General features: G+C 65.3%; 23 protein-coding genes. 9 read left to right on the forward strand and 14 right to left on the reverse strand.

Translation table 11 applies throughout. The features are described from left to right. Positions 1 to 17: 17 nt before the first annotated feature. From pip to AB5I39_RS05945, 6 genes are all read right to left on the reverse strand, one after another. Positions 18 to 971 (reverse strand): prolyl aminopeptidase, encoded by a 954-nt coding sequence (gene pip / locus AB5I39_RS05920; protein WP_404372415.1) that lies wholly within the window; start codon positions 969 to 971, stop codon positions 18 to 20. 36 nt (positions 972 to 1,007) lie between these two features. Beyond that, positions 1,008 to 2,300, reverse strand: a complete 1,293-nt coding sequence (locus AB5I39_RS05925; protein WP_404372418.1) for an amidohydrolase family protein — start codon at positions 2,298 to 2,300, stop codon at positions 1,008 to 1,010. 176 nt (positions 2,301 to 2,476) lie between these two features. Next, positions 2,477 to 4,069 (reverse strand): cisplatin damage response ATP-dependent DNA ligase, encoded by a 1,593-nt coding sequence (locus AB5I39_RS05930; RefSeq protein ID WP_404372421.1) that lies wholly within the window; start codon positions 4,067 to 4,069, stop codon positions 2,477 to 2,479. A 53-nt stretch (positions 4,070 to 4,122) separates the two neighbouring features. Continuing rightward, complete coding sequence (locus AB5I39_RS05935) at positions 4,123 to 4,632, reverse strand: Dps family protein (protein ID WP_404372424.1); 510 nt, start codon at positions 4,630 to 4,632, stop codon at positions 4,123 to 4,125. A gap of 96 nt (positions 4,633 to 4,728) precedes the next feature. Continuing rightward, positions 4,729 to 5,283, reverse strand: a complete 555-nt coding sequence (locus tag AB5I39_RS05940) for a TMEM165/GDT1 family protein (protein ID WP_404372427.1) — start codon at positions 5,281 to 5,283, stop codon at positions 4,729 to 4,731. Between the two features lie 129 nt (positions 5,284 to 5,412). Beyond that, entirely contained in the window at positions 5,413 to 5,628 is a 216-nt protein-coding gene (locus tag AB5I39_RS05945; protein ID WP_404372429.1) for a hypothetical protein, read from the reverse strand. Positions 5,629 to 5,799: 171 nt separating this feature from the next. Between AB5I39_RS05945 and rpmG the strand changes: the two genes are divergently transcribed. Then, positions 5,800 to 5,967 (forward strand): 50S ribosomal protein L33, encoded by a 168-nt coding sequence (gene rpmG, locus AB5I39_RS05950; protein WP_010162189.1) that lies wholly within the window; start codon positions 5,800 to 5,802, stop codon positions 5,965 to 5,967. A 193-nt stretch (positions 5,968 to 6,160) separates the two neighbouring features. Here the strand turns inward: rpmG and AB5I39_RS05955 are convergent, their stop codons facing one another. Then, complete coding sequence (locus AB5I39_RS05955; RefSeq protein WP_404374026.1) at positions 6,161 to 6,523, reverse strand: response regulator; 363 nt, start codon at positions 6,521 to 6,523, stop codon at positions 6,161 to 6,163. A gap of 49 nt (positions 6,524 to 6,572) precedes the next feature. Here AB5I39_RS05955 and AB5I39_RS05960 point away from each other — a divergent pair, with 49 nt between their 5' ends. The 6 genes from AB5I39_RS05960 to AB5I39_RS05985 all read left to right on the forward strand — a co-directional run bounded on the left by AB5I39_RS05960 (position 6,573) and on the right by AB5I39_RS05985 (position 11,672). Next, a complete protein-coding gene (locus AB5I39_RS05960; RefSeq protein WP_404374028.1) occupies positions 6,573 to 6,854 on the forward strand; it encodes a DUF3572 domain-containing protein in 282 nt (93 codons plus the stop codon). Next, on the forward strand, positions 6,851 to 7,495 hold the full coding sequence (locus AB5I39_RS05965; protein ID WP_404372434.1) for an HAD family hydrolase: 645 nt from the start codon (positions 6,851 to 6,853) through the stop codon (positions 7,493 to 7,495). Before AB5I39_RS05960 ends, AB5I39_RS05965 begins: the two co-directional genes overlap by 4 nt. Further along, entirely contained in the window at positions 7,492 to 7,959 is a 468-nt protein-coding gene (locus AB5I39_RS05970; RefSeq protein WP_404372436.1) for a RidA family protein, read from the forward strand. The genes AB5I39_RS05965 and AB5I39_RS05970 overlap by 4 nt, the downstream gene beginning before the upstream one ends. A 71-nt stretch (positions 7,960 to 8,030) precedes the next feature. Continuing rightward, entirely contained in the window at positions 8,031 to 9,842 is a 1,812-nt protein-coding gene (locus AB5I39_RS05975) for a DUF885 domain-containing protein (protein WP_404372439.1), read from the forward strand. Positions 9,843 to 9,952: 110 nt separating this feature from the next. Then, positions 9,953 to 10,780, forward strand: coding sequence for a universal stress protein (locus tag AB5I39_RS05980; RefSeq protein ID WP_404372441.1), 828 nt, complete (start codon positions 9,953 to 9,955; stop codon positions 10,778 to 10,780). A 340-nt stretch (positions 10,781 to 11,120) separates the two neighbouring features. Then, the gene (locus AB5I39_RS05985) at positions 11,121 to 11,672 is read left to right on the forward strand and encodes a Crp/Fnr family transcriptional regulator (protein WP_404372444.1); all 552 of its coding nucleotides are present in this window, start codon (positions 11,121 to 11,123) and stop codon (positions 11,670 to 11,672) included. Here the strand turns inward: AB5I39_RS05985 and AB5I39_RS05990 are convergent. Next, on the reverse strand, positions 11,659 to 12,135 hold the full coding sequence (locus AB5I39_RS05990; protein WP_404372447.1) for a hemerythrin domain-containing protein: 477 nt from the start codon (positions 12,133 to 12,135) through the stop codon (positions 11,659 to 11,661). The genes AB5I39_RS05985 and AB5I39_RS05990 overlap by 14 nt on opposite strands. A 91-nt stretch (positions 12,136 to 12,226) precedes the next feature. Here AB5I39_RS05990 and AB5I39_RS05995 point away from each other — a divergent pair, with 91 nt between their 5' ends. Continuing rightward, a complete protein-coding gene (locus tag AB5I39_RS05995; RefSeq protein ID WP_404372449.1) occupies positions 12,227 to 12,553 on the forward strand; it encodes a hypothetical protein in 327 nt (108 codons plus the stop codon). 4 nt (positions 12,554 to 12,557) lie between these two features. Here the strand turns inward: AB5I39_RS05995 and AB5I39_RS06000 are convergent, their stop codons facing one another. Beyond that, on the reverse strand, positions 12,558 to 15,116 hold the full coding sequence (locus tag AB5I39_RS06000) for a TonB-dependent receptor (protein ID WP_404372452.1): 2,559 nt from the start codon (positions 15,114 to 15,116) through the stop codon (positions 12,558 to 12,560). Positions 15,117 to 15,220: 104 nt separating this feature from the next. Next, complete coding sequence (locus AB5I39_RS06005; protein ID WP_404374030.1) at positions 15,221 to 16,825, reverse strand: sulfotransferase; 1,605 nt, start codon at positions 16,823 to 16,825, stop codon at positions 15,221 to 15,223. A 102-nt stretch (positions 16,826 to 16,927) separates the two neighbouring features. Between AB5I39_RS06005 and AB5I39_RS06010 the strand changes: the two genes are divergently transcribed. After that, positions 16,928 to 18,208 carry an amino acid permease gene (locus AB5I39_RS06010; protein WP_404372453.1) on the forward strand — a complete coding sequence of 427 codons (1,281 nt, stop codon included), beginning with the start codon at positions 16,928 to 16,930 and terminating at the stop codon, positions 18,206 to 18,208. Here AB5I39_RS06010 and AB5I39_RS06015 read toward each other — a convergent pair. The 4 genes from AB5I39_RS06015 to AB5I39_RS06030 all read right to left on the reverse strand — a co-directional run bounded on the left by AB5I39_RS06015 (position 18,188) and on the right by AB5I39_RS06030 (position 25,518). Beyond that, positions 18,188 to 19,783 carry a phytoene desaturase family protein gene (locus AB5I39_RS06015; RefSeq protein WP_404372456.1) on the reverse strand — a complete coding sequence of 532 codons (1,596 nt, stop codon included), beginning with the start codon at positions 19,781 to 19,783 and terminating at the stop codon, positions 18,188 to 18,190. The genes AB5I39_RS06010 and AB5I39_RS06015 overlap by 21 nt on opposite strands. Then, entirely contained in the window at positions 19,780 to 20,928 is a 1,149-nt protein-coding gene (locus tag AB5I39_RS06020; RefSeq protein ID WP_404372459.1) for an aromatic ring-hydroxylating dioxygenase subunit alpha, read from the reverse strand. Before AB5I39_RS06020 ends, AB5I39_RS06015 begins: the two co-directional genes overlap by 4 nt. A gap of 8 nt (positions 20,929 to 20,936) precedes the next feature. Further along, entirely contained in the window at positions 20,937 to 22,331 is a 1,395-nt protein-coding gene (locus tag AB5I39_RS06025; protein WP_404372462.1) for a M20/M25/M40 family metallo-hydrolase, read from the reverse strand. Between the two features lie 88 nt (positions 22,332 to 22,419). After that, entirely contained in the window at positions 22,420 to 25,518 is a 3,099-nt protein-coding gene (locus tag AB5I39_RS06030) for an efflux RND transporter permease subunit (RefSeq protein WP_404372465.1), read from the reverse strand. Positions 25,519 to 25,646: the final 128 nt, after the last annotated feature.

Raw genomic sequence — 25,646 nt, forward strand, 5'->3', positions numbered from 1 at the left:
CCACTCAGCGCAAGGCTTCAGCCGTCGGCGAAGCGGTCGGTCGCGCGGATCAACTGGTCGAGGATGCCGGGTTCGTTATAGGCATGGCCCGCACCCTCGATCAGGTGGAACGCCGCCTCGGGCCACGCCTTGTGCAGAGCCCAGGCGTAGCGCGCCGGGCACGGCATGTCGTACCGCCCATGCACGATCGTGCCGGGGATCCCGCGCAGCCGCCCCGCATCGCGCAGCAACTGACCTTCCTCCAGCCAAGCATCGTGGACGAAGAAATGATTCTCGATCCGCGCAAAGGCGAGCGCGAAATGGCCGTCGCTGAACGACTCGGACAGCGCCGGATCGGGTAGCAGCGTGATCGTCTCGCCCTCCCAGATCGTCCAGGCCTTGGCCGCCTCCAGCTTCTTCGCCTCATCCTCGCCGGTCAGCAGGCGGCGATACGCGCCGAGCATGTCGTGGCGCTCCTCCGGGGCGATCGGGGCTACGAACGCTTCAAATTTGTCGGGAAACATCTCGGACACGCCGAACTGATAATACCAGGCGAGTTCAGGCCGCGTCGCGGTGTAGATGCCGCGCAGGATCAACGCGCTTACCCGCTCCGGATGCGTCTCGGCATAGGCCAGCCCGAGCGTCGATCCCCACGACCCGCCGAACACCAGCCAGCGCTCGACCCCGACCAGCTCGCGCAGCCGCTCGATATCGGCGACCAGATGCCAGGTCGTGTTCGCCTCCAGCGACGCATGCGGCGTCGAGCGCCCGCAGCCGCGCTGGTCGAACAACAGCACATCGTAGCGCGCCGGGTCGAACAGCCGCCGGTGGCTCGGCGAGCATCCCCCGCCGGGCCCGCCGTGCAGGAAAACGGCGGGCGTCCCGCCCGGCGTGCCGCAGCGTTCGTAATAGACGTGATGGCCGTCCCCCACGTCGAGCATCCCGCTCGCATAGGGTTCGATCTCGGGGTAAAGCTGGCGTAGGTCGGTCATCGCCCTTGGGTAGCCCGCGCGGGCCACCCTGTCACCTCAACGCATCGGAATGACGCGGCCCTGCACCATGACATAGCCGACCTTCGTCACCGCCGCCGGATCGACCAGCGGGTCGCCCGTCACCGCGATCAGATCGGCCGACTTGCCGACATCCAGCGTCCCCGTCTCCGTCGACAGGCCAAGCAGGTCGGCCCCGCCCTTGGTCGCCGCGATCAGCGCGTCGCGCGGGGTCATCCCGCCCTTGCTGACCATCAGGCCGAGCTCTTCATTGTTGCGGCCATGCGGGAACACACCGGCATCGGTACCCAGCGCGATCGGCACGCCCGCCTTGTACGCCTTGTTCAGCCCCTTGCCCCACACCGCCAGCGTCGCGCGGCCCTTCGCCTCGGTATTGGCGGTGTAGCGCCCGGTGCCGATGTACATTTGCAAACCCGAGAACGCCATCAACGTCGCGCTGTAATAGGTGCCGCGCGCCTTCATCAGCGCAATTCCGGCATCATCGACGAAGGTGCCATGCTCGATCGAATCGACACCCGCGCGCACCGCCGCGGCAATGCCCTTGGGGCCATGCGCATGCGCCGCCGTCTTCAGCCCCAATTGGTGCGCGGTATCGCAGATCGCCTTCATTTCCTCATCGGTGAAATGCTGTTCGAGGCCGATCTGGCCATCGTCGAGCACGCCGCCGGTCGCGTGGAATTTGATCACGTCAACGCCGTAGGCCGCGATCCGGCGCACGGCGCGCGCGCATTCGAGCGCCCCGGTGCACACGCCGATCTGTTCACCGGTCGCATCGATCGCGTTGCGCAGATCGGGGTTGAGGCCGACCGTGCCATCGCCATGCCCGCCGATGATCGACAAAGGCGGCCCCGACACCAAGATGCGCGGGCCGGGGAAGCTCCCCTCCTTCACCGCATCGCGCATCGCAACGCTCGCCTGTGCCCCGCCGCCCAGATCGCGCACCGTGGTGAACCCGGCGCGCGCGGTGATCAGCGCATTCTTCAGGCCGACGGTGGCGGCATAAGGTTCGGAATATTTCGGGGTGAGGCCCTGATACCACGGCTCGCCCGCATTGCCGGTCAGATGGACGTGCACGTCGATCAGGCCGGGCAGCACGGTCTTGTCGCGCATATCGACAACGGTCGCACCTTCGGGGGCTGTAGCGCCATCGTCGATCCGCACGATCTTGCCGTCGGTGACGATCACGGTGGAGGCGCCGCGCTCCGGCTTGGCCGCGTCGACGATCAGATGCCCCGCCTGAATCGCGAAGGTCTCCGCGTGCGCGGCGCTTGCGGTCAGCACGGCCATGGCGGCGATCAGGAATGTACGCATTGGGTCCCCCTTCATTCTGTTTCGCGGCAGCCTAACCGCTTGAAAGCGGGTGTCGAGGGGGCGGATCGTTCCCAACCCCGTTCGCCCTGAGCTTGTCGAAGGGCTGCTCTTCTTTTCGGGCCGGCCGAGAAAGACAGTGCTTCGACAGGCTCAGCACGAACGGGGAGAAGGCGAAGTCAAACAATCATCCGCTTGAGCGCCGCCACCGTGTCGGCCTCCGCCGCGGGCTTGTCGGTGCGGATGCGGGCAATGCGGGGGAAGCGCATCGCGACGCCCGATTTGTGCCGCTTCGAATTGTGGATCGAATCGAACGCAATCTCCAGCACCAGAGTCTTCTCCACCTCGCGGACCGGGCCGAAACGGCCGGTCGTGTGGTTGCGCACGAACTGGTCAAGCATCTTCAGCTCATCATCGGTGATGCCCGAATATGCCTTGCCGACCGGCAACAGCTCGCCCGTTTCGGTCCAGCAACCGAAGGTATAATCGCTGTAGAAGGATGAGCGCCGCCCATTCCCGCGCTGCGCATACATCATCACGCAATCGGCGGTCAGCGGGTCACGCTTCCATTTGTACCACAGCCCGGTCTTGCGCCCGCCGACATAGGGGCTGTCGCGGCGCTTGAGCATCACGCCCTCGATTGCCGCATCGCGGGCCCCGGCACGGATGCCCTCCAGCGCTGTAAAATCCTCCGCCGCGATCACTGTGCTGAGGTCGAACCGCGCCGGATCAAGCCGCCCGGCGAAATCCTCAAGCCGCTGGCGACGGCGCGACCACGGCAAGGGGCGCAGATCCTCCTCTCCATCGAACAGAATGTCGTAGAGCCGCACGAACGCCGGCGCCTCGGCCAGCATCTTGGCCGACACGACTTTCCGCCCGAGCCGCTGCTGCAACGCGTTGAAGCTCGCCGCGCCGCCCTCCTCGGTCGCGGTGCCTTGCGCGTCGCCCTTCACCATCAGTTCGCCGTCGAGTACGCCGGGCGTCGTAAAATCGCGCGCCACTTCGGGGAAGCTGGCGGTAATGTCGTCCCCGGTGCGGCTGTAGAGGCGGGTCTGACCCGCGATATGAACGATCTGCGCGCGGATGCCGTCCCATTTCCACTCCGCGGCATAATCGGCGAGATCGACCCGCAGATCCTCCAGCGGATGCGCTAGCATGAACGGACGGAACACGGGCACATCGGCGGCGGTCGGCTGGCTGCCGCGCCCCTCGGCCCAGTCGAACAGCGCGGTGTAGGGCGGGTCGATGCCGTGCCACACTTCCTCGACCGCCTCGACATCGAGGTCGAACGCTTGCGCCAGTGCGGTCTTGGCGAGCCTGGACGAAACGCCGATCCTGAGCGCGCCGGTCGCCATCTTGAGCAGGGCAAAGCGCTCGTCAGCCTCCAACCGGTCGAGCATCCCGGCTAGCACTGCGGGCGTATCGGAGCGGGAAAGTGCGGACAGGCGATCGACCACCTGCGCGATGCTCAAGTCCCCATCCGTTTCGGGCGGTGTCGGAGGGGCAGGCCACAGCAGGGCGACGGTTTCGGCCGAATCGCCGACATAGTCGCGGCTCATCCGGTACAGCACCGGATCGACCCGCGCCTCGATCAGCGCGCGGATGACGGCGGGCTTCACGCCCGGCAGATCGAGTTCACCGGTCAGCGCCGCCATCGCCCAGCCGCGATCGGGATCGGGCGTCGCGCTCAGATAATCGACGATCAGCTTCAACTTGGCGTTACGCGACCGCGTGTAGATCAAACGGTCGAGAAGATCGGCGAAGGCGCGCATAGCAGTTCAACATGGGCGCCGACGGGGAGTTCCGCCAGCGCCCGTGCTAACGATCAGCCCTTGCGGCTGGCCTCGAACAGGAACCAGGCGCGGCGTTCGGCCTGATCGGTCCAGTCGTCGATCACTGCGCTGGTCGCATTGTCCTTCGCTTCGTCGGCGATGTCCTTGGCTTCGCGCAAGGACACGACGAGCGCGAGATTGTCGTCGCGCAGCTCGCTCAGCATCGCTTCCGGCGCGACGAAATCGGCGTCATTGTCCTTGATCGTCTGGTGGCGCGCAATGTCGCCGATCGAGCGCAGCGTGGTCTTGCCGATCTTGCGCACGCGCTCGGCAATGTCGTCGGTCCCGGCGAAGATTTCGGCGGCCTGCTCGTCGAGCATCAGGTGATAATCACGGAAATGCGGGCCGGACACGTGCCAGTGGAAGTTCTTGGTCTTCAGGTACAGCGCGAACGTATCGGCCAGGATGCCGTTCAGCGCCTCGGCAACAGTCTTGACGGCGTTGCTGGTCAGGTCGCTGGGGGTCTTCAAATCGCTCGGGGTCTTGAGTGCGTCGGCGGCCACAATGCGTCTCCTTGGGGATGGTTCGTTGCGGGAACGATCCGATAGCCGATTGGGTCCGGGATAGACGACACAAATTTCGTTGGCGTGATCGCGCGGCTAGATCAGCCGCAACGCCCCCAGGCCCTGCACCACCCCCGCGACAGTCAGCAGTCCGGCCGCGATCAGGCGCACCGCACCGGTCGGCACGCGCCGCAGTTTCGCGTCGCCGAGCATAATCGCCGGCACGATGACCGCGAGCGCGCCGATCGTTGCACCGACTGCAGCGAGCGCAGGGGTTTCGCTGCGTGTGGCCAACGCAGCGGTGATGAACTGCATCCGATCGCCAAAACCGAGCATGACCATCGTCATCAGCGTCACAAGAAACGCGCCCCCGCGCCAGTCGCGCGGTTTGTGACGCTTGATCGGCCAGAACGCCGTTACGCCCCCTGAAAACAGCGCCACCGCCAGCAAAAGGTCGCGCGCATTCGGGGAAAGCGCAGGAGCGACGAGCATTCCGCCCACCACGCCGATGGCATTGCCGAGCGCAAGCGCCAGCGCCGTCGCGGCGATGACGGCACCCTTGCCACCGGAATAGCGATCGCCGAGCGCGGCCGCCGCCCAGGGCGTACGGTCGCTCGCCTGCGTGAGAAGCGCCGCGACGAGCGCAGCCATCAGTGCATCCATAGGTGGCGGGTCAGCCGCTCAGGCGAACCGAGCAGGCGGCCAGATAGGTGGCGCACGCCGGGGCGTCGTGCCGGTCACTCGCCACCGCGTCTCGCAAGATGTCGATCCAGCCGAGGATCAGGGGCCCGCGCTCCCCCGCGCCAGCGCCGCTTCGATCGCGTGCGTGACGGCAACGGCAGGATAGAGCCCATGCGCGAGCGCGACGGCGCGAATCGCATCGACTTCGGTCGCAAGGACAGTGGTGGTAGCGGTCGGGGCGCGGCTGCCGATCAGAGCGACTCGCGCGGCGAGATCGTTTTGAACCGTCCGTGGCGTGGCGTGTGCAGCACTCATGGCGAATGGCCCTCCCACCAATACTATAGGCGAGAAGGCGTAAAGGCCGGCTTAACCGCCGCGAATCGGTCGCGCCGCTTGACATCGCAGCCTGCTTGGCCCATCGGGCGGCGCTTGAGAGCGGCGACCGGTTCGCCGCTTTTGCATTTTCAGATCACAGGAATTCAGGTCATGGCAAAGCCGACCACGGTCAAGATCAAGCTCGTCAGCACGGCGGACACCGGCTTCTTCTACACCACCAAGAAGAACCCGCGCACCAAGACCGAGAAGCTGAGCTTCAGCAAGTACGACCCCGTCGTGCGCAAGCACGTCGAGTTCAAGGAAGCCAAGATCAAGTAAGCCGTTCGGCGCAAGCCGGGCGTCGATGAAGGCCGCGAGCATCGCTCGGCGGCCTTTTTCGCGTGTCTAACCCGTCTCCCGACGGGAGAGGGAGGGGCCCGTCGCGAAGCGATGGGAGGGTGAGGGCAGTATGGATTGCCAGCCTGCCCTCATCCGGCGCTGCGCGCCACCTTCTCCCAAAGGGAGAAGGGTTTCATAACAACGCCTGCACCGCATCCACGAAGCGCATCAGCGAGATCGGCTTCGACACATAGGCATCCGCCCCCGCCGCGCGGATACGGTCTTCATCCTCACGCCCGGCATAGGCCGTCACCGCCATGATCGGAATGTTCCGGAGCGCCTCGTCGGCCTTCAGTTGCAGGATAAGATCGTATCCGCTGACGTGCGGCAACTGGATGTCCATCACGATCAGGTCAGGCGTAAAGGCGCGCGCCGCCGCCACCGCCTCGCGTCCGTCACGCACCCCTTCGGTCGCGTGATCGTGTGCGCGCAGCAGGTCGCAGAAAAGTTTCAAATTGAGTTCGTTGTCCTCGACAACGAGCACCCTTTTTGCCACCCCGGCGACACTGTCGACCATAACTTCGTCCATGGGACTTCCCTACGCAATGCGCGCGCCAGAGACAAACCCCGACCCGCACCAGATTGCACTGCGCGCGCTTGTATGGACGCTGGCCGAGCAGGACCGCGCGCAACGCTTGCTCGACACGACCGGACTCGATCCCGACGATCTCCGCGCACGGGCCGGGGAACCTGCCGTGCTGTCGGCGGTGCTCGGTTTCCTTGAGAATTACGAACCCGATCTGCTCGCCTGTGCCGAGGATATCGGCGAATCCCCCAATGCGATCGTCGCGGCGCGCGCCGCGCTCGATCCGGAGTATTTTGAATGAAGGGCCTGCTGATCTGCGATTGCGACGAAGTGCTGCTCCACATGGTGCGGCATTTCGGCGTGTGGCTGCGCGAGCATCACGACATCGACTTCGCGATCGAGGGTGGTGATTTCGCCTCCAGCATGCGTCGCCGCGATGGCGGCGCTGCGCCGACGCAGGAGGAGATGTGGGAGCTGCTCCACGGCTTCTTCCCCGATGAGATGCACCGCCAGACGCTGGTGCCGCACGCGCGCGAAGCGCTCGCCGCTTTGTCGGAAATTGCCGATGTCGTGATCCTGACCAATCTCGCCGACCACAATCGCGAACCCCGCATCGCGCAATTGCTCGGGCACGACATGCAGTACCGCGTCGAGACCAATCAGGGCGGCAAGGGCGATCCGGTGTCGCGGCTGGTTGCCGAGTTCGGTAATCCGGTGACGGTGTTCGTCGACGATCTCGCGGTGCATCACACTTCCGTCGCCAAGCACGCGCCGGGCGTGTTCCGGCTGCACATGGTGTCCGAACCAACCCTCGCTCCGCACGTTGCCCCCGCCGCCGATGCGCATGTGCGGATCGACGATTGGCGGGCCGCGCAAGCCTGGATCACAGAGCGTTTCACCGCCGGCGTACCGGCCACCGCCCCCGAAAGGATTTCCGCATGACCGAACGTGTCGATCGCAAGCTGGCCGAGCTCGGCCTCACCCTTCCCGCCGCCGCCGCGCCAGTCGCCTCCTATGTGCCGACGGTCGATGCGCACGGGCTGCTGCACATTTCCGGGCAATTGCCGTTCCGCGATGGCGCGGTGATCACCGGGCGATTGGGCGAAAACGTCGATCTCGCCGAAGGCACCGCCGCAGCGCAGGCGTGCGCTCTGATGCTGGTCGCACAGATCAAGGCCGCGCTCGGCGGTCTGCACCGGGTCGAGCGGATCGTGAAACTCGGCGTGTTCGTCAATTCGACGCCCGACTTCACCGATCACCCCAAGGTCGCCAATGGCGCATCGGATCTGATGGTGGCGCTGTTCGGTGAAGCAGGAAAGCACGCGCGCGCCGCGGTCGGCGTCGCGGCGCTCCCGCTTGGCGCGGCGGTCGAGGTCGATGCGATCGTGCAGATCTCGACCGCCTGAGGCGCAATGCCCCCTAGCGCCATGACCGGAACCCCGGCAGGATAGCGCCCTGTCTATCAAGGGGTTGCCGCATGGATCGTCGTCAGTTGCTTGCATCGGGGGGCGCTGCTGCGCTGGCCGCGTCGTTCGTCCCCGCCCGCGCGTTCGCGGCGGCGGGCAGCGGCGACGCTGCGCTCAATGCCGAGTTCGAGCGGATCTTTCAGGATGCGGTGACCCGCTCGCCCGAACTCGCCACCTCGCTCGGGCTCGACAAAGGGCCGCTCGCCGCCGCCAAGGGCATGTTGTCGCCGCGCACCGTCGCCAAGCGCCAGGCCGATGTCGCGCAGACCAAGGCGGCGCTGGCACGGCTGGCGAAATTCACGCCTGCCACGCTCTCGCCCGCGGCCCAGCTCAATCTCGAGGTCGTGCGTTACTCGCTCGGCACGCAGATCGCCTCGGCCGATCGCTTCGGGATCGACAGCCCGATCCGCCCGTATCGCATCTTCCAGCAGGGCGGCGCCTATTTCTCGACTCCCGATTTCCTCAACACCGCGCATACGATCGCGGTCACGGCGGATGCCGAGGCGTATCTCTCGCGGCTCGAACAGTTCGCAACCGTGCTCGATCAGGAAAGCGCGCTGCAAGCCGAGGAAGCCAAGCGCGGACTGCTCGCCCCGGCCTGGTCGCTCGACCTGACGCTCGGCCAGATGCGCAAGCTGCGCGAGCAACCGGCCGAAACGGCCAGCATGGTGCAGTCGCTGGTCAAGCGCGCCGCCGCCAAGGGCATCGCCGGGGATTGGCAGACCCGCGCGGCGAAGATCGTCAGCGACAAGGTTTATCCCGCGCTCGATCGCCAGATCGCGCTCATCGAGCGGCTGAAGCCCACCACCAAGCCCGGCGACGGCATCTGGCGCGTGCCGAACGGCGATGCGATCTATGCGATGGCGCTGGCGCAGGCGACGACCACGACGATGACACCGGACGAGGTTCACGCGATCGGCCTGAAGCAAGTCGCCGAGATCACCGCGCAGCTCGACACGATCCTCCGCGCGCAAGGCTATACCAATGGCACCGTCAGCGAGCGGCTGGCGAAGCTCAATGTAGCGCCCGACCAAGTCTATGCCAACACAGCCGAGGGCCGCACCGAGCTGATCGCCGGGCTTAACGCCGGGGTGAAGGCGATGTATGCGAAGCTCCCGCAAGCCTTTGCCACCGTGCCGACGCAGCCGCTCGAAATCCGCGCGGTGCCGGTCGAGATTCAGGACGGCGCGTCGAACGGCTATTACAACCGCGCCTCGCTCGACGGGTCGCGCCCGGCGATCTATTTCGTGAATCTGAAGGATGTCGGCGACTGGCCGAAATATACCCTGCCATCGCTCACCTATCATGAGGGCGTGCCGGGGCATCACCTGCAGATCAGCCTGGCGCAGGAATCGAAGGACATCCCCACGCTGCGCAAGATCGGCTTCTTCTCGGCCTATTCCGAAGGCTGGGCGCTCTATGCCGAGCAGCTTGCCGACGAGCTGAACGCCTATGCATCGCCGCTGGAGCGGGCCGGGTATCTCCAGTCCTTCCTGTTTCGCGCGGTGCGCCTCGTGGTCGATACCGGCATCCATGCCAAGCGCTGGAGCCGCGAGAAGGCGACCGATTATATGGTCGCGACGACCGGCTTTGCCCGCCCGCGCACGCAGCGCGAAGTCGAACGCTATTGCACGCAAGCCGGGCAAGCGTGCAGCTACAAGGTCGGGCACATGGCCTGGACCCGCGCGCGGGCGAAGGCGCAGGCCGCGCTTGGGACAAAGTTCGACCTGAAACAGTTCCACGAGATCCTGAAGGAAGGCGCGATGCCGCTTACCATCCTGGAACGCCGGGTCGATCAGCGCATCGCCGCGCTGAAGGGCTGACCGTCCGGCCAAGCGTCATCGGCGTTTGATCCACGACAAGCGCGTCGCGCGCGCGGCGGGATAAGCACCTTCCTGCGCGGTCCGACGGCCGCGACCTGGAGGACCGAGCCATGATCAAGGACATTCTGCTCGTTATCGATGCTTCGCCGCGGACCGACCCGATCATTCGTGCGGCATGTGGACTGGCCGAACGGGTGAAGGGGACGCTGACGATCGAGATCCTGAGCGCCGGGCCGATGCTGATCCCGACCCTCGCCCCGATGACGGCAGCGTATGTCCCCGACGTCGAACTGGTCCATGATGAAGCGGACCGGATCGCGGCAGTGACGGCGATGGTCGCGGGCTGCGGCGCCACGGTCCGTGTCATCGGCATCCATGACGACGTGCCAAGGCTGGCCGAGCGAGTCGGGAAAGGCGGGCCGATCGCCGATCTCATCTTGATCGGTGATGCCGATCTGTGGGCGGTCGGCTGGCTGCGCGGCCGGATCGCGGAGGCGGTGATCATGGGCGGCGGAACGCCGTTGATCGTGCTGAACGGCGCGGCGACGCTCGACCCGGTCCATCACGCGGTCATCGGCTGGAAGGATACGAGCGAAGCGCGCCGCGCGCTGCACGATCTGGTTGCGCTGGCCGCGCCTCATGCCAAAATCGCGGTGGTCGCGATCGCCCGCAACGAGGCGGCCCTGCCGAAACTGGCCGAGGGCATGAAGGATGTCGTCCGGCACCTTTCGGCGCATGGGTTTGAGGCGAGCGCGCACGCCCTTCCCGCCGATGGGCAAAACGTCGCCGAGGCTTTGCAGGACTTTGCTTTGCGCGAAGGTGCCGATGTGTTGGCGATCGGTGCGTTCGGCCATTCGCGCCTACGCGAAGTCGTGTTCGGTGGCGTCACGCTGGCCCTGATCGAGCACGCACGCTTGCCGGTCCTGCTGTCCCGCTGATCCGGCGCGCCGCCGACCGGCGGTGCAGCGTTCCACGTCCCACCTCCCACCCCGCGCGTGCAACGATCGGATATTGCGCGCCAAATGCGTAGTTTCCCAGGCTGCACTGCACGAACGAATCGGGTATGGTGTCCACGACAAGGGGACCGGGGACCGTGACGACTCACCTGCACCAAGCCAGTTTTGCACAGCCGCGCGGCGCGTCGGTCTGTCAGGAGTGTTTGGTTCGTGACACCGCGCTGTGCTCCAGCCTGGACGATGCGGAGTTGATGGCGCTCAGCGCGATCGGTCGTCGACGCACCGTTCCCCGGGGCATGTCGTCACCTGGGCCGGCGACGTGGTGACCAGTTTCGCCAACGTTGTCAGCGGCGCATTGAAAGTGACCGCATCGACACCAGACGGGCGTGAGCAGATCGTCGGACTGCTGTTCCCGGGCGATTTCGTCGGGCAGATGTTTACGGACGAAGCCTCGCTTACCGTCACCGCGCTGACCGAAACGGCGATGTGCAGCTTCCCCCGTGCGGCATTCGAACGCGAACTCGGCGCACAACCGCGCATGGAGCGGATGTTGCTCGAACGCACGATGGCCTCGCTCGACGAAGCGCGCGAGCGGATGCTCTCCCTCGGCCGCCGCAACGCACAGGAACGCGTGGCCGGTTTCATCCTCCAAGTGGCGGATCGATCGGGAACGCCGCGCAGCGACGGGGGGATCGACGTGTCGATCCCGATGAGCCGCGGCGAGGTGGCCGATCTGCTCGGCCTGACGATCGAAACCGTCAGCCGCCAGCTGACGCGGCTCAAGGCGGCGGGCCTCATCACCTTTGCCAAGGGCGAACGCGATTGCATCGTGTGCGATCCCGAAGGGCTGGAACGGATCGCTAATCCAGTGTGACGAGCGCCGGCGCCAGTTCCGCGAGATAGCTTTCCTTCAGCCGAATTGCGCGGCGGCACCCATCGAAAAAGCAGCGCAGCATGTAGGACAATTGCCCGACATTGGCGCCCCCGACCGTGCCCGCAGCCGTCCCGACATGCTGCCACAGCGTGACGACGAGATCCTGCCCGTGCATTTCATCGAGCACGTGCATCTGATGCAAGGCATCGAGCATTGTCGGGGTGGGGCGCTGTGCCGGCGGCATTGCATGCAGTACCCTTTCGGCACGCGCGAAATGCGAGTTGGTGATGCGCAGGATGCGGTCGCTGATCCGCCGCAGTTCCGGCAAGCTCGGCAAGGTCGGCAGATGATCCGCGATCCGTTCCAGATCATCGCATAGCCAGCGCTGAATGACATGATCCTCGCGCAGAGTCTCGATTGTCGAGGGCGGAGGAAAGGGAACGACGGTGGATATGCTAATCATGGCGCGGTCATCCTCACCTTTGGCCAATTCGAGGGGTAAGGCTCGCTGCGCAAACCGACTTGATATGAGTCAAATTGCAGTTGCCGCGGTCATGCGCTCCAGCCCTTATGAACATCGCCGATGCGGTGTATCGGGCACGCTGACGAGGAAAGGCCCGGACATGTCGGACGAATATGCGCACGGTCAGCGCGACGGATTGCGGCTCGCGCTCGCGATCCTGGCGGCCGAGGAAGCGAAATGGGCCGCGCTGCTCGGCGAGAGCCGGTCGGGCCGCACCAACGCGATCCGCGTGGTGCGGCACAAGACGCTGCAAGTGGCGCAAGCGCGGGTGCAGACTGCGCTCAATCGCCTCACCCCCAAAGCCGACAGCGCGATGACGAGCGAACTCGCCACGGCACTCGACAAGGTCGGGCTATGACCCGCTAGAAGTCAGTGTGCAGCCGCACCCCGATCGTCTGCGGCGTCACCGGGACGATGTAAGGCCGCTGCCCGCACGATCCACATTGCTGGAAGCGCGAAAGCTGACCGCGAACGTCGAACGCATTCTGCAGGAACAGCTCGAGGCTGAAGCGGCTGAACTCCGCCCCGATCGCGAAATCGGCGGTCGTGAACGCGGCGAGGCGCCCAAGTGTCGCGGCGGGATTGTACGGCACGCCGGTGGGGGTGAAGGCAAGCGTGCGCACATCGCTCGAGGCAGAGCTTTGGTACGACACGACGCCTTGGCCGTACGCTTTGGCGGTGCCGATCGGCACGCTGTAGCGCGCGGTGCCGCTCGCCTTGAACTTCGGCGTGATCGGCAGGGGCGTGCCCGCCGGAGCCGATGGAGTCGCTCCACCGCACGTGAAGGTGGGGTCCGCGGCAAAGCAGAGGTTCTGCGTCGTCTTGGCATCGGTGTAAGAGGCCGAGCCACTCAGCGAAAGCGCGCGCAGGTTGAGGCTAGCCTGGATTTCCGCACCGCGAATGCGCGCGTTGGGGCCATTCTGGATTTGCGTGAAGCTGTTCAATCCAAGAAAAGCAAATTGGAATTTATCCCAGTTCTGCTGATAGATCGCGCCGTTCAGGCGCAGTTTGCCGCCAAGCAGCGTGGTCTTCGCGCCGAGTTCGTAATTGGTCAGGAAATCCGCGCCGTACGGCGGCACGTCGGCGCGGCGGTTGATGCCGCCTGGACGGAAGCCGCGCGACGCGGTGCCGTACAGCAGGATACCGGTCACCGGCTTCCAGCTGAGGTTGAAGCGATAGGTCACACCCTGACCCGAGGCCTGCACCGGCTGTACCCCGCTGCCCACCGCATAGACACCGAGATTGGTGCACGGCCCGCCCGCCACCGCCGGCGGCAGCAGCGTGGTCGATCCGCCCGCCGCGACCGCATCGCGCAACCGCGTGCCGTTGGCGGTGAAGCATCCGGCGACACCGGTGCGCGAGCTGCCCGCCGCATTATACGGCGTCGTGTTGAACCCGTTCGCCGGATCGCGGCCGAATCCGAAGAAACCGATCAGCGAGTTATCATAGATATAAGCGCGCGCACCCGCGGTAGCGGTCAGCGTCGGGGTAATATCGAAACTCGCCTCGCCGAACATCGCGTAATCGGTGTCGACGCGATATTGCTTGGTCAGCCACAGCGTGCCCGGCGACCCATTGACTGACAGCGTGGTCGCCAGATTGGCGATCTTGTAATCCTGATAGATGTCGTTGGTCTGGCGCTGATAGAAGGCGCCCGCGACGATGCGGAAGCGGTCGCTCGACGGGCTGGCGACGCGGAGTTCCTGGCTCAATTTCTTGAAATGGTCGCTGCCAATCACTTGCTGGCGCGGATCGATCGTCCGCCCGGCATTGTCGCGATAATAGAAATAGCCGGCGAGGCCGCCCGCCGAGGAATAGAGGCTGTCATAGGCCTCCGAATAATCGGTGTAATCGCTCGACTGGTACGTTTTGCGGTCGAGATAGGCACCGGCATAGGTTAGGTCCCAATTGCCGACCTTGCCTTCGATCGTCAGCCCTGCCTGGATGAAGCGGTCGCGGCGGAATTCGGGGAAGAAGTGCTGGACCTGAAGGTCGCCGACCTTGGGGTCAAAGCCATACGATCCGTGGCTGCGCGTGTCCTGATACATCACGCTCGGCGTGACGGTCCAATTGCTGTCGAGATCGACCTTCAGCGCGGCGCGACCGCCAGCGATTTCAGTGTCGTTATAGTCCTTCTTGACGAAGGCGGCATTACTGACGGAAATTCCATCTTTCACGCAATTGCCAGCAGTGTCGAAATTCACCCCGCCGCAAAACCGCCGCGTCCCCGCGACATTGTCGATATAACCCGCGTCGCGTTGATAATAGCCGATCACGCGCAGCGCCGCCGACGGTGACAGCGGCAGGTTGATCATCCCCTCGGCCTTGCCGCCGAAGCCGCCCTTGCTGACATGGTTTGCCTCGACATCGGCGCGGCCATAGAAATGCGAGGTATCGGGCTTGTTGCTGATGATGCGGATCGTGCCCGCTTCGGACGATGCGCCGTAGAGCGTGCCCTGCGGCCCCGACAGGCTCTCGATCCGCGCAACGTCATAAATATGGACGTCGAGATTGCCGCCGATCGTCGTCACCGGTTGCTCGTCAAGGTACACGCCGACCGAGGGCAGCGCACCCGAATGGTTGCCGTCGCCGCCCGACGCGACACCGCGCATGTAAATGACGTTGGTGCCCGGCGTCCCGCCCAGCGCCTGAAACGACACCGAGGTTAGTTGCTGGGCATATTGCTTGAAATTGGTGATGTTGAGTTCGTCGAGCTTCTTGGTGGTCAGTGCCTGCACGCTGATCGGCACGTTCTGCAGCGTCTCAGACCGCTTGGTTGCAGTGACGACGATGTCGGCGTTGCTGTCATCCGCCGGTGCCGCGGCGGGCGCCGGGTCTGGCGCGGTCTGCGCAAAGGCTGGAACGGCGAAGACCGACGACAAGAGCGCGGCGATCACGGCACGATGCGCGGACGATGACATCAGACAGCCCCCTATTGCGATGTTGCAACAGACTGTTCGCGGACGCAGCAAGCGTCAAGCGGGTCGATACCGAACTGTAACAATGATGCTGGATCGTTGCTGATTTACAACGCTGCGGGCACTGCCGGATAACAATCGAGCACGTCACCGAGCGCACGTTTCAGCGGATCGAGCCACGGCTCGAACGGCTTCCACGCCTCGGTCCCTTCGCGGAAGATCGGGCGGCGGACCTGTTCGGAGCTTGCCGTGCGCACTGCGCGCTCGGTTTCATGAAAGGCGAGGCAGGCTGGCTCGAACGGCAGGCCGCACGCATCGAGCAGCGCGCGCACGGTGCGTTCAGTATCCTCGACCATATCCTCATACAGCACGCGGTGGACGCGGCCCGGCAGTACGGCGTCGACATGCGCCATCAACCGCACGTAATCACGGTAGTAGCGGCCCATATCGTCAAGCCCGTAGCTGAACCCCTGCCCGCGCGCGAAATGCTGTTTGAAATTGGAGAAGCAGCAGCCCAGCGGATGCCGCCGGGCATCGATGATCCGCGCATTGGGCAGGATCGAAAGGATGAAGGGCACGTGCGCCCAATTGTTGGGCAGCTTGTCGATGAAGAACGGCCGGTCGGTGCGGCGTTGAATCCGCGTGCGCTCCAGATACGCCTCCCCCATCGTGCGCAGCCGTTCGGCGGGCCAGTCGGCAAGCCCGGCCGGGTAGCTTGCATCGGCACGCGCCAGCAGCGGGATGTCGGGCAATTCGGTCGTGCCCTCAACCTGCGAATGGCTGGAGAGGATCTGTTCGATCAGCGTCGATCCGGCGCGCGGCATTCCGAGGATGAAGATCGGATCGCGCGCCGCACACCCCTGCCCGCCCCGATCGGCAAAGAAGGCCGCGTCGAAACACGCGATGCTGCGGTTGACATAGCCGGTCGTCTCATCGGCATCGTAGGGCAGCGCCTCGCGGCGCAGCGCATTGCCCTCGGCATAATGCGCGAAGGCGCGCGCGGCATCGCGGCGATCCTCGAACGCCTTTCCCAGTGCGAAATCGAGGTGGAAGCGGTCCTCATCGGTGATGCCGGGCGCATCAAGCGCGGCCTGCATCGCGGCAATGTCGGCATCGTCGAAGCGCACCGTCTTCAGATTGGCGAGGCTCCACCACGCCTCGCCCAGGCTGGGCAGCAGGTCGATCGCGCGGCGATAGGCCGCGACGCCGTCCGCCTGCCGCCCGACGGTCTTGAGCATATGGCCATAGCTCATCCACACGCGCGGCTGTTCGGGCACCTCCGCCAGCACGCGCTGATACAAAGCGATGGCATCGTCGAACTGGCCGAGCCGCCCGAACGCGGCGGCCTGCAGATTGGCGTGGCCGGGATTATCGGGGTCCTCGGCGACCACGGTTGCGAGTTCCGCGATCGCCTCGGTCGGCCGGTTCAGCCGGTACAGCACCAGCGCGAGATTGGCGCGCGCCGCGGTGAAGCCGGGCGACAGCTCGATCGCGCGGCGCAGCAGCGTTTCCGCATCCTTGTAGCGCCCGATCCGGCCGGCCAGCTCTGCCAACATGCGGATCGCCGCAACATCGAATGGATCATCGCGAAGGTGCGCCTTCAGAAGCGGCTCAGCTGTCGCGAGCGCATTGTCGTTCAGCGCCATCGCCGCCTCGATCAGGCGCGGCGGATAGCGTCCGCTCGTCGCCATCCAGCCCGTTTCGGTGCTCATGATCGTCTGCGCCATGTCGTCTTGGTAGCGCAGACCGGGCGGATTGGAACTATGGTGTTGCCCCCTTCGTCATGCTGTTATGGGGTTCAGGGGGATTAGCCGATGACAACAGCCGCGCCGCGCCCGTTCGGATATTGGACCGCGACCGCGCTGGTGATGGGCGGTATGATCGGATCGGGCATTTTCCTGATGCCGGTCGCGCTCGCACCCTATGGCTGGACCGGAGTCGTCGGCTGGATCGTCAGCATCGCTGGCGCGCTGGCGATCGGCTGGACATTGGCGCGGCTGGCCCAGGCAATGCCAGAGGCGACGGGCGCGATCGCGATTACCGGCGCGGTGCTGGGGCCACTGCCGGGTGTGATGGTCGGCGTCGCCTATTGGGTGTCGGTCTGGGCCTCCAATGCCGCAATTTCGACCGCGGCGACCAGCTACCTCGCCGCGTTCGTGCCCGCGCTCAACGCAACGCCGCTGACCGGAGCGTTGGCGGCAGTCGCGTTGATCTGGTTGTTCACGCTGCTCAATCTGGCAGGCGCGAAGCTGGCGGGACGCGTGCAAGTCGTCACCACCGTCCTTAAAATCACGCCGCTGATCGCGGTGGTGGCGATTGCGGCTGCGGTGCAGATCAGCGGGACGACCGCCCTGCCGCCGCTTCCCGCACCCGGCACGGTCCTGGCCGGGCTTGGCGGTGCGGTCGCGTTGACGCTGTTTCCGCTGGTCGGGTTCGAAGCGGCGAGCGTCGCGGCGGAACGCATCCGCGATCCGGGGCGGAACGTGCCGCGCGCGACGATGAGCGGCACGATCGCAGTGGGTCTGCTCTACATCCTCGTCTGTTCGGGCATCGTGCTGCTGCTGCCCGCCGCCGATGTCGCCGCGTCGACCGCGCCGTTTCAGCTTTTCGTCGAACGCTTTGCGGGCGTGGGCGGCGGGTTGCTGGTCGCCGCCTTCGCGGCCATCGCGGCGCTCGGTGCGCTCAACGGCTGGGTGCTGATCCAGGGCGAAGTCCCGCTTGGCATGGCGCGTGCCGGGCTGCTGCCGCGCTGGTTCGCTCGCGTCTCGGCTCGCGACGTGCCAGTGCGCGTTCTGCTGCTGTCCTCGACCTGCGCGAGCCTGCTTGTGCTGTCGACCGCCAGCGCGTCGCTCGCCGGAGCCTTCGCCTTTGCAGCACTGCTGACGACCTGTTCGAGCCTGTGGTTCTATCTGGCCGCCTGCCTTTCGGCGCTGGTGCGGCGGATCGCGCCGGTTGCCGCAAGCCTCGGCATCGCTTTCTCGCTTTTCGCCTTTTGGGGCGCTGGCGCTGCGGCGAGCGGGCTCAGCCTGTTGCTGATGCTCGCCGCGATCCCGCTCTACTGGCTGCGACCGCGCTTAGCCGAACAACCGGCCTAACACGCTGCGGTCGCGCAGGATTTCGTGCGCGGCGTTATGCCCCGGCGCGCCCGTCACGCCGCCGCCGGGGTGCGTGCCCGATCCGCACATATAGAGTCCCGCGATCGGCCCGCGATAATCGCCATGCCCAAGCATCGGCCGCGCCGCCCAGAGCTGGTCGAGCCCCATGGTGCCGTGGAAGATATCGCCACCGATCAGCCCGAACTTGCGCTCCAGATCGAGCGGCGAATGGATCTGCCGCGCGATGACCGAGGCTTTGAAATTGGGCGCATGATCGTTGACCGTGTCGATGATCAGGTCGGCGACTTCCTCGCGGTGCGAGTCCCAATCGACCTTGGGGTCGAATTGCTGGCAAAACAGGCTGGCGATGTGCATCCCCGGCGGGGCGAGACTGTCATCCACCGTGGTCGGCAGCTTCATCTCGACGATCGGCTTCTTCGACCAGCCGTATTGCTGCGCGTCGATGAAGGCCTGGTCCATATAATCCATGCCCGGCGCGATGATGATCCCGGCGGTGTGGTGTTCGGCCTTTTCCTTGCCCGGCAGCACGGTGAAATCGGGCAATTCGGTCAGCGCGACATTCATGCGGAAGGTGCCGCTGCCGGTCTTGTATCCATCGATCCGGCGCTTGAAATCGGCGGGCAGGTCGGCCGCATCGACCATCTGGCGATAGAGCAAGGCGGGGCCGACATTAGCGGCGACGATCTTCGCGGCAATCTCCTCGCCCGAGTTTAGTCGCACGCCCGCAACCTTGCCGCCCTCGGTCAGCAGCTTGGCGACCGGGGCCTCCAGGCTGATCTCGACGCCGGCTTCGATGCACGCATCGGCCATCGCTTGCGTGATCGCACCCATCCCGCCGACCGAATGGCCCCATGCGCCCAATTTGCCGTTCACCTCGCCGAAGACGTGGTGAAGCAGGACATAGGCGCTGCCCGGCGTCGAGACCCCGGCGTAATTGCCGACCACCGCATCGAAGGCGAAGGCCGATTTGACGTGATCGTCCTCGAACCAGCCATCGAGGAAATCGCGCGCCGATTTGGTGAAGACGTCGAGCAGATCGCGCTGTGCCTCGATCCCCATCTTGCCGATCGGCCAGCCCTGCGCCGCGCCCGAAAGCAGCGCACGGATGCCGCCACCGACATTGGGAGGCGTTTTCAGCGCGAGATCGCGCAGCACCTGCGCCACCTTTTCCAGCGCGGCGTCATAGGCGGGATAAGCGTCGGCGTCCTTCTGGCTGAAGCGCGCGAATTGCTGCTGGGTTCGCGCCGTGCCACCGCCGAGCGTCAGATAGGTGTCGGGGAAGGGGAAGAAATTACTGATGGTGCGCTCGATGATGCGAAAGCCGCGGTCGTGCAGCTTCATGTCGGCGATCACCTTGGGGCGCAGTAGGCTGACGGTGTAGCTGGCGGTCGAATTCCGGAAGCCGGGATGGAATTCCTCGGTCACCGCCGCCCCCCCGACGACATGGCGGCGTTCGAGCACGCGTACCTTCAACCCCGCGCGCGCCAGGTAAAAGGCGCAGACCAGGCCATTATGGCCGCCGCCGATGATGATCGCGTCGTAGCGCTTGGTCATGCTTGCTCCCTCCGAGACCATCCCGCCGCCGGCGCGCGGTGCAACCGGGCCTCGGGAATCCGCTCGCGGATTTTCCGCGCGAAGCTGCGCAGGCACACCTCACTCGCGCCGATCGGCCCGGCGGAATAGCTTTTCGAGGCCATGCCCTGCTGGACGCGCTCGATCAGCCAGGTGTCCTCGGCATTGACGATCCGGTTGATCCGCCAGTTTGCATAGCGCACCAATTTCATTTCTCGGCGGTCATCGGGCAGCGCAAACGCCATTTCGCGCAGCACGCAGGTGGTCGGCGTCAGCGGCAGCCACTGCATGAAATCGATCTGATCGGCGTAGAGATCGAAAGCCATGTTCGGCCACAGCTTGAAATAGAGCCACAACCGCTGATTGTCCTCGGGCAGGTGCGGGACGTGCGGCAAATGCGTCTGGTAGAACCGCTCCCACGGGTTATCGGACGGGCGATCGACGATCCGCCCCGACATCTTGTCGACCCAGGGCTGCGCCTCGATTGCATAGCTCTTGCCGAACAGGCGGGTGAGGCCATCGTGCGCGACCGGGATGTGAAGGTTATCGGAATAATTGTCGCCGACATTCTTCCAGTTCACTGCCCGCTCGCGCAGCCGCACTGGGCTGATCGTCTGCATCTCCTCGAAACGATACGGCGCGACTTCATGGTCATACGGCGCCATCATCTCGGCGACCGACGGCCCATCGCCCTCCAGCCGCACGAACACGAACCCGCGCCACTGCTCAAGATCGACTGGCGCCAGTCCGTTCTTCTCAAGCTCCAGCGCCGGATAATCGCGCCGCATCGGCACCCCCGACAACCGCCCGTCGGTCTCATACGTCCAGGCATGATACGGACAGACCAACTTCCGCGCGCACCCCTGTGGCCCCTCGACCAGCCGCATCGCGCGGTGGCGGCAGACATTGGCGAAGGCGCGCAAACAGCCGTCATCGCCGCGCAACACGATGACGCTTTCGCCGATGTAATCGAGCGTGTGATAGTCGCCGGGATTGGCGACATCGCTTTGGTGGCACACGATCTGCCACGACGGTCGGATCACGCGCTCGGTCTCAACCGCGGCATATTCCGGGTCGGTGTACAGCCAGCCGGGCAGGCTCCAGTCGGCGTCGGGATCGTCCGCCACGCGTGCGCTCACTTCGACAGGTCGGTGAACAACAGGCGATAATAGCGGATGCCCGGCGCGATATTGCTGATCGGGCTACGCTCGTTCAGGCCGTGGCTGAAATCCTCCGATTCCTTGCTGAAGGTCGGGCTCGCGCCGTAACTCGGCACGTGGTGATAGCGGAACCACATGCTGTCGCTCGCACCCGAGGATTGCGACGGGAACACCGGCACGCCGGGATAGACCGTCCCCATCGCCCGGTTCACCGCCGCGACGAAATCGGGCCGCAGCGGCGATGCGTCGTTAGCGACCGACCCCTCGGTAACGTCCCTAAAGGTCACACCAGGATCGCCAACCGCCGCCGCCAGTTCGGCCATGATGTCGGCTGGCTTGTGACCGGGGAAGATGCGGCAGTTGATGTTGGCGGTGGCGCGCTGCGGCAGCGCGTTTTCGGCATGGCCGCCGGTCACCATCGTCGGCACGCAGGTGGTGCCGATCCGCCCGACGGTGCCGGGATTGGCAACGAGCGTCGCGATCGCGGCTTCATCCGACGGGTTGGCGACGAACGCCTTCATCGCCGCGCCGATCGCGGGTTCCTCATAGGGCGCCGCCTTGACCAGTGCCTCGCGCGTCAGCGGGCTGACTTCGGGCTTGAAGCGATAGGCACCGATCTTTTCGAGCGCCTTGGACAGTTGTACGATCGCATTGACCGGGCGCGGCGCGGAGGAATGGCCGCCCGGGTTGGTGACCGTCAGGCGGAAATCGGCATAGGTCTTCTCGGCGCCCTGCCACGTCCAGTATTTGGGCTTGCCCGTCGCCTCATCGAGCACGCCGCCGCCGCCGTCGATGTTGAGCACGAGCTCCGCGTTCTTCAGCCGCTCGGCGATGAGCGCCGAGGTCTTCATCGCGGTTTCCTCGTCACCGGAAAATTCGATGATGATCGTGCGCTTGGGCTTGTAGCCGGAGCGGCGCAGATCGACGAGCGCGGCAATCGCGGTGGTGCCGTCGAGCTTCATGTCGCTCGCGCCGCGCCCGAACAGATAGCCGTTTTCGACCACCGGGGTGAACGGATCACGCTGCCAGTCGGACGGCTTCGCCTCGACCACGTCCATATGGCCGGAAATAACCAGCGGCTTCAGCTTCGGGTCGCTGCCGCGCCACGTGCCGATCAGATACGCCGTATCGGCGACCGGCACGATTTCGACATCTGCATCGGCATATCCGCCCGCGACCAGCGCCGATTTGTAGAGGGCTGCGACTTGCGGCGTCTGGTTGCCCGGTCCGCGCACCGAGCGCAGCGCGATCGCCTTTTTGGCGAGATCGAGCGCCTGATCCGCCGCCGCGTTGGGGGCGGATGCAGGCGCCGCAAGCGCAGGCGTCCCGATCAGGCAGGCCGCCATCATCACCGTCGAAACGCCACGCATCGCACTCTCCATCCCTGCCGGATGCTCTGCGTAACCGTTGGCAGCGGCGGCGGCAATTGCCCGCCGCCACCGCGCGGCAGATCGTCGGTCAGCCCGAAGTTCCGAGCGCCGGGTGGTCGATCACCGGGGCCGGCAGCGCATCGTCGCCCGGGCGATAGGTGAGCAAGCGCCGCCCCAGTTTCGGGCCGACCCAGCGCTCGATTCCCAGCGCCAGGCTGAAGCTTGCGGGCACGATCACCAGCGTCAGCACGGTCGACAGGATCAGCCCGCCGATGACGGTGATGCCCATCGGCGCGCGCCATGCTCCGTCGCCGCTGAGCGAGAGCGCAGTCGGCACCATGCCAGCGACCATCGCCACCGTCGTCATTACGATCGGTTGCGCGCGCTTGTGCCCGGCGTCGAGGATCGCGGTCGTTGCATCGATGCCCTTGGCCATTTCCTCCAGCGCGAAATCGATCAGCAGAATCGAGTTCTTGGCGACGATGCCGAGCAGCATCAGCATCCCGATCAGCACCGGCATCGAGATCGGATTGCCGGTGACGAGCAGCGCAAGAAGCCCACCGAGCGGTGCCAGCAACAGCGAACCCAGATTGACGAACGGTGCCAGGAAACGCCGGTAGAGCAGCACCAGCACCGCGAAGACCAGTACGATGCCGGAGACCACCGCGACGATGAAATTGTTGATCATCTCGGTTTCGAACTTCTGCTGCCCAAGCGTCAGTTTGGAGACGCCGAGCGGCAGATTCTTCATGATCGGCAGCGCGTTGATCTGGTCCATCGCCGTGCTGCTGACGATGCCGGGCGCACGGTCGGCACCCACGGTCACCTTGCGCTGTTGCGCGACGCGTTCGATCTTGGTCGCGCCTGCGCCGAAGCTGATATCGGCGACGAGGCTGAGCGGCACCGATCCGCCATTGACCGTCCTGATCGGCAGGTTGCGGATCGTCGCCAACCGCGCCCGCGCGCTTTCATCGAGCGCGACGCGGATCGGCACCTGGCGATCCGACAGCGAGAATTTCGCGCTGTTCTGATCGATATCGCCCAAAGTCGCGACGCGGATCGCGTTCGACAGCGCGGCCGTGGTCACCCCCATGCTGGCGGCGAGATCGAGACGCGGCTTGATGACGATTTCAGGGCGCTGCAGGTCGCCGACGATGCGCGGCGCGGTGACGCTGGGCAGGCGCGACATCTGGTCGGCCAGCGTGATCGCGGTCTTGCGCAGCAGCTCGGGGTCGGACCCGGCGAGCGTGATCGACAGGTCGCGCCCGCTGCTGCCGCCGTTGTTCGACCGGAACGACACGCGCGCGTCGGCGATCTGCGCCAACTGCGGGGCCAGCGCGCGTTCGAAATCGTTGCTCGTCTGCGCCTTCTTTTCCTTGAAGATCGCGGTGACCCGGCCGTTGCCGACGCCGGCACGCTGATAGGTCAATTCGACATCGGGCTGCCGTTGCAGCAGCGCCGCGACCTGGTTCACCACCGCCTGCGTCTGCGCGAGCGTCGTGCCGGGCACCATCTCGATCGTCGCGGTCGAGGCATCGCTGTCCTGATCGGGCTGGAACGTCATCGGCAGCGCACCTGCCACCACCACCGTCAGCGCGAGCGCACCGACCCCGCCGACGATCGCGGACCAGCGATGCCACAGGGTCCAGCGCAGCACCTTCATGTAGAGGTTCATGATCGCGCCTTCGCCATGGGTGCGATGCCCCTCGGCCTTCAGGAAATAGGCGGCGATCATCGGCGTGATCAGGCGCGCGACCGCAAGACTCATCAGCACCGCGACGACGACGGTGAGGCCGAAATTCTTGAAAAACTGCCCCGACAGGCCCGGCATGAGCCCTACGGGTAAGAACACCGCGACGATCGCCATTGTGGTCGCCAGCACCGCCAGGCCGATCTCGTCGGCGGCATCGATCGCGGCCTGATAGGCAGATTTGCCCATGCGCATGTGCCGCACGATATTCTCGATCTCCACGATCGCATCATCGACCAGCACGCCCGCCACGAGGCTCAGCGCGAGCAGGCTGATGCCGTTGAGCGTGAAGCCCATCAGATCCATGAACCAGAAGGTCGGGATCGCCGACAGCGGGATGGCGAGCGCGGAAATGACGGTCGAGCGCCAATCGCGCAGGAACACGAACACCACGATCACCGCGAGCACCGCGCCTTCGATCATCGTGTCGATCGCCGAATGATATTGCAGCTCGGTATATTTGACCTGGTTGAAGATCAGCTGGAAATGCACCTTGGGATTGCGCTTTTCGAGCGCGGCGAGCTTCTTCTCGGCTTCGTGGAAGACGCTGACGTCCGAACCGCCCTTGGCGCGCTGGAAATCGAAGCTGAGGATCGATCGCCCGTTGAGCGCGGAGGCCGTGCGCTGTTCGGCATAGAGATCGCGAATCTGCGCGATGTCGGCGAGCTTGATCGACCGGCCCGCCCCCAGCGAGATTTGCGTCTGCCCGAGGTCGTATGCCGTGCGCGCGTTGCCGAGCACGCGCACCGCCTGTTCCGACCCGCCGATTTCGGCCCGTCCACCCGCGGCGTTGACGTTAACCTGGCGCAGTTGCTGGTTCACCTCGCTGGCGGTGATGCCTTGCGACTGCAATTTCGCGGGGTCGAGAATGACGCGGATTTCGCGGTTCACCCCGCCGTTGCGATCGACATGCGCCATGCCGGGCACCGACAGCAATTCCTTGGTGACAGTATTGTCGATATACCAGCTCAGCTCCTCCATCGTCATGTCGGTGGCGATGGCGGCATAGCTCGCCAGATCGTTGCCGGTGGTATTGGCGCGCTCAATCTGCGGTTCCAGGATGCCGTCGGGCAGATCGCTACGGATCTGCTGTACCGCGCCGCGCACGTCCTCCACCGCGCGATCGATCGGGGTGCCGATCGCCAATTGAATGACCGTGGTCGATTGGCCTTCGGAAACGGTCGAATTGATCTCGTCAATGCCGGTCAGGCTGCGCACCGCGGCCTCGACCTTCAGGGTGACCTGATTTTCCAGTTCGGTCGGCGCGGCACCCGGCTGGCTGACCGACACGATCACCACCGGGAAATCGATGTCGGGATTGTCGTTCACCTGCATCCGCGAGAAGCTGACCATCCCCGCGAGCGTCAACATCGCGAACAGCACGAGCGACGGAACCGGGTTGCGAATCGACCAAGCCGAGATGTTGCGGAAGCTCATGCCTGCCTCCGCAGGGCCGGAGTGGCGGAGCGGCGTCCGCTGCGGGACGGGATCAGGGCAGGCATGGCACTCTCTCGGTCACGATTATCTGTATTAGTGCTATAGTTCACTATATCGATAATACATAG

The organism is Sphingomonas sp. MMS24-J45 (assembly GCF_044881195.1).
Lineage (GTDB): Bacteria > Pseudomonadota > Alphaproteobacteria > Sphingomonadales > Sphingomonadaceae > Sphingomonas.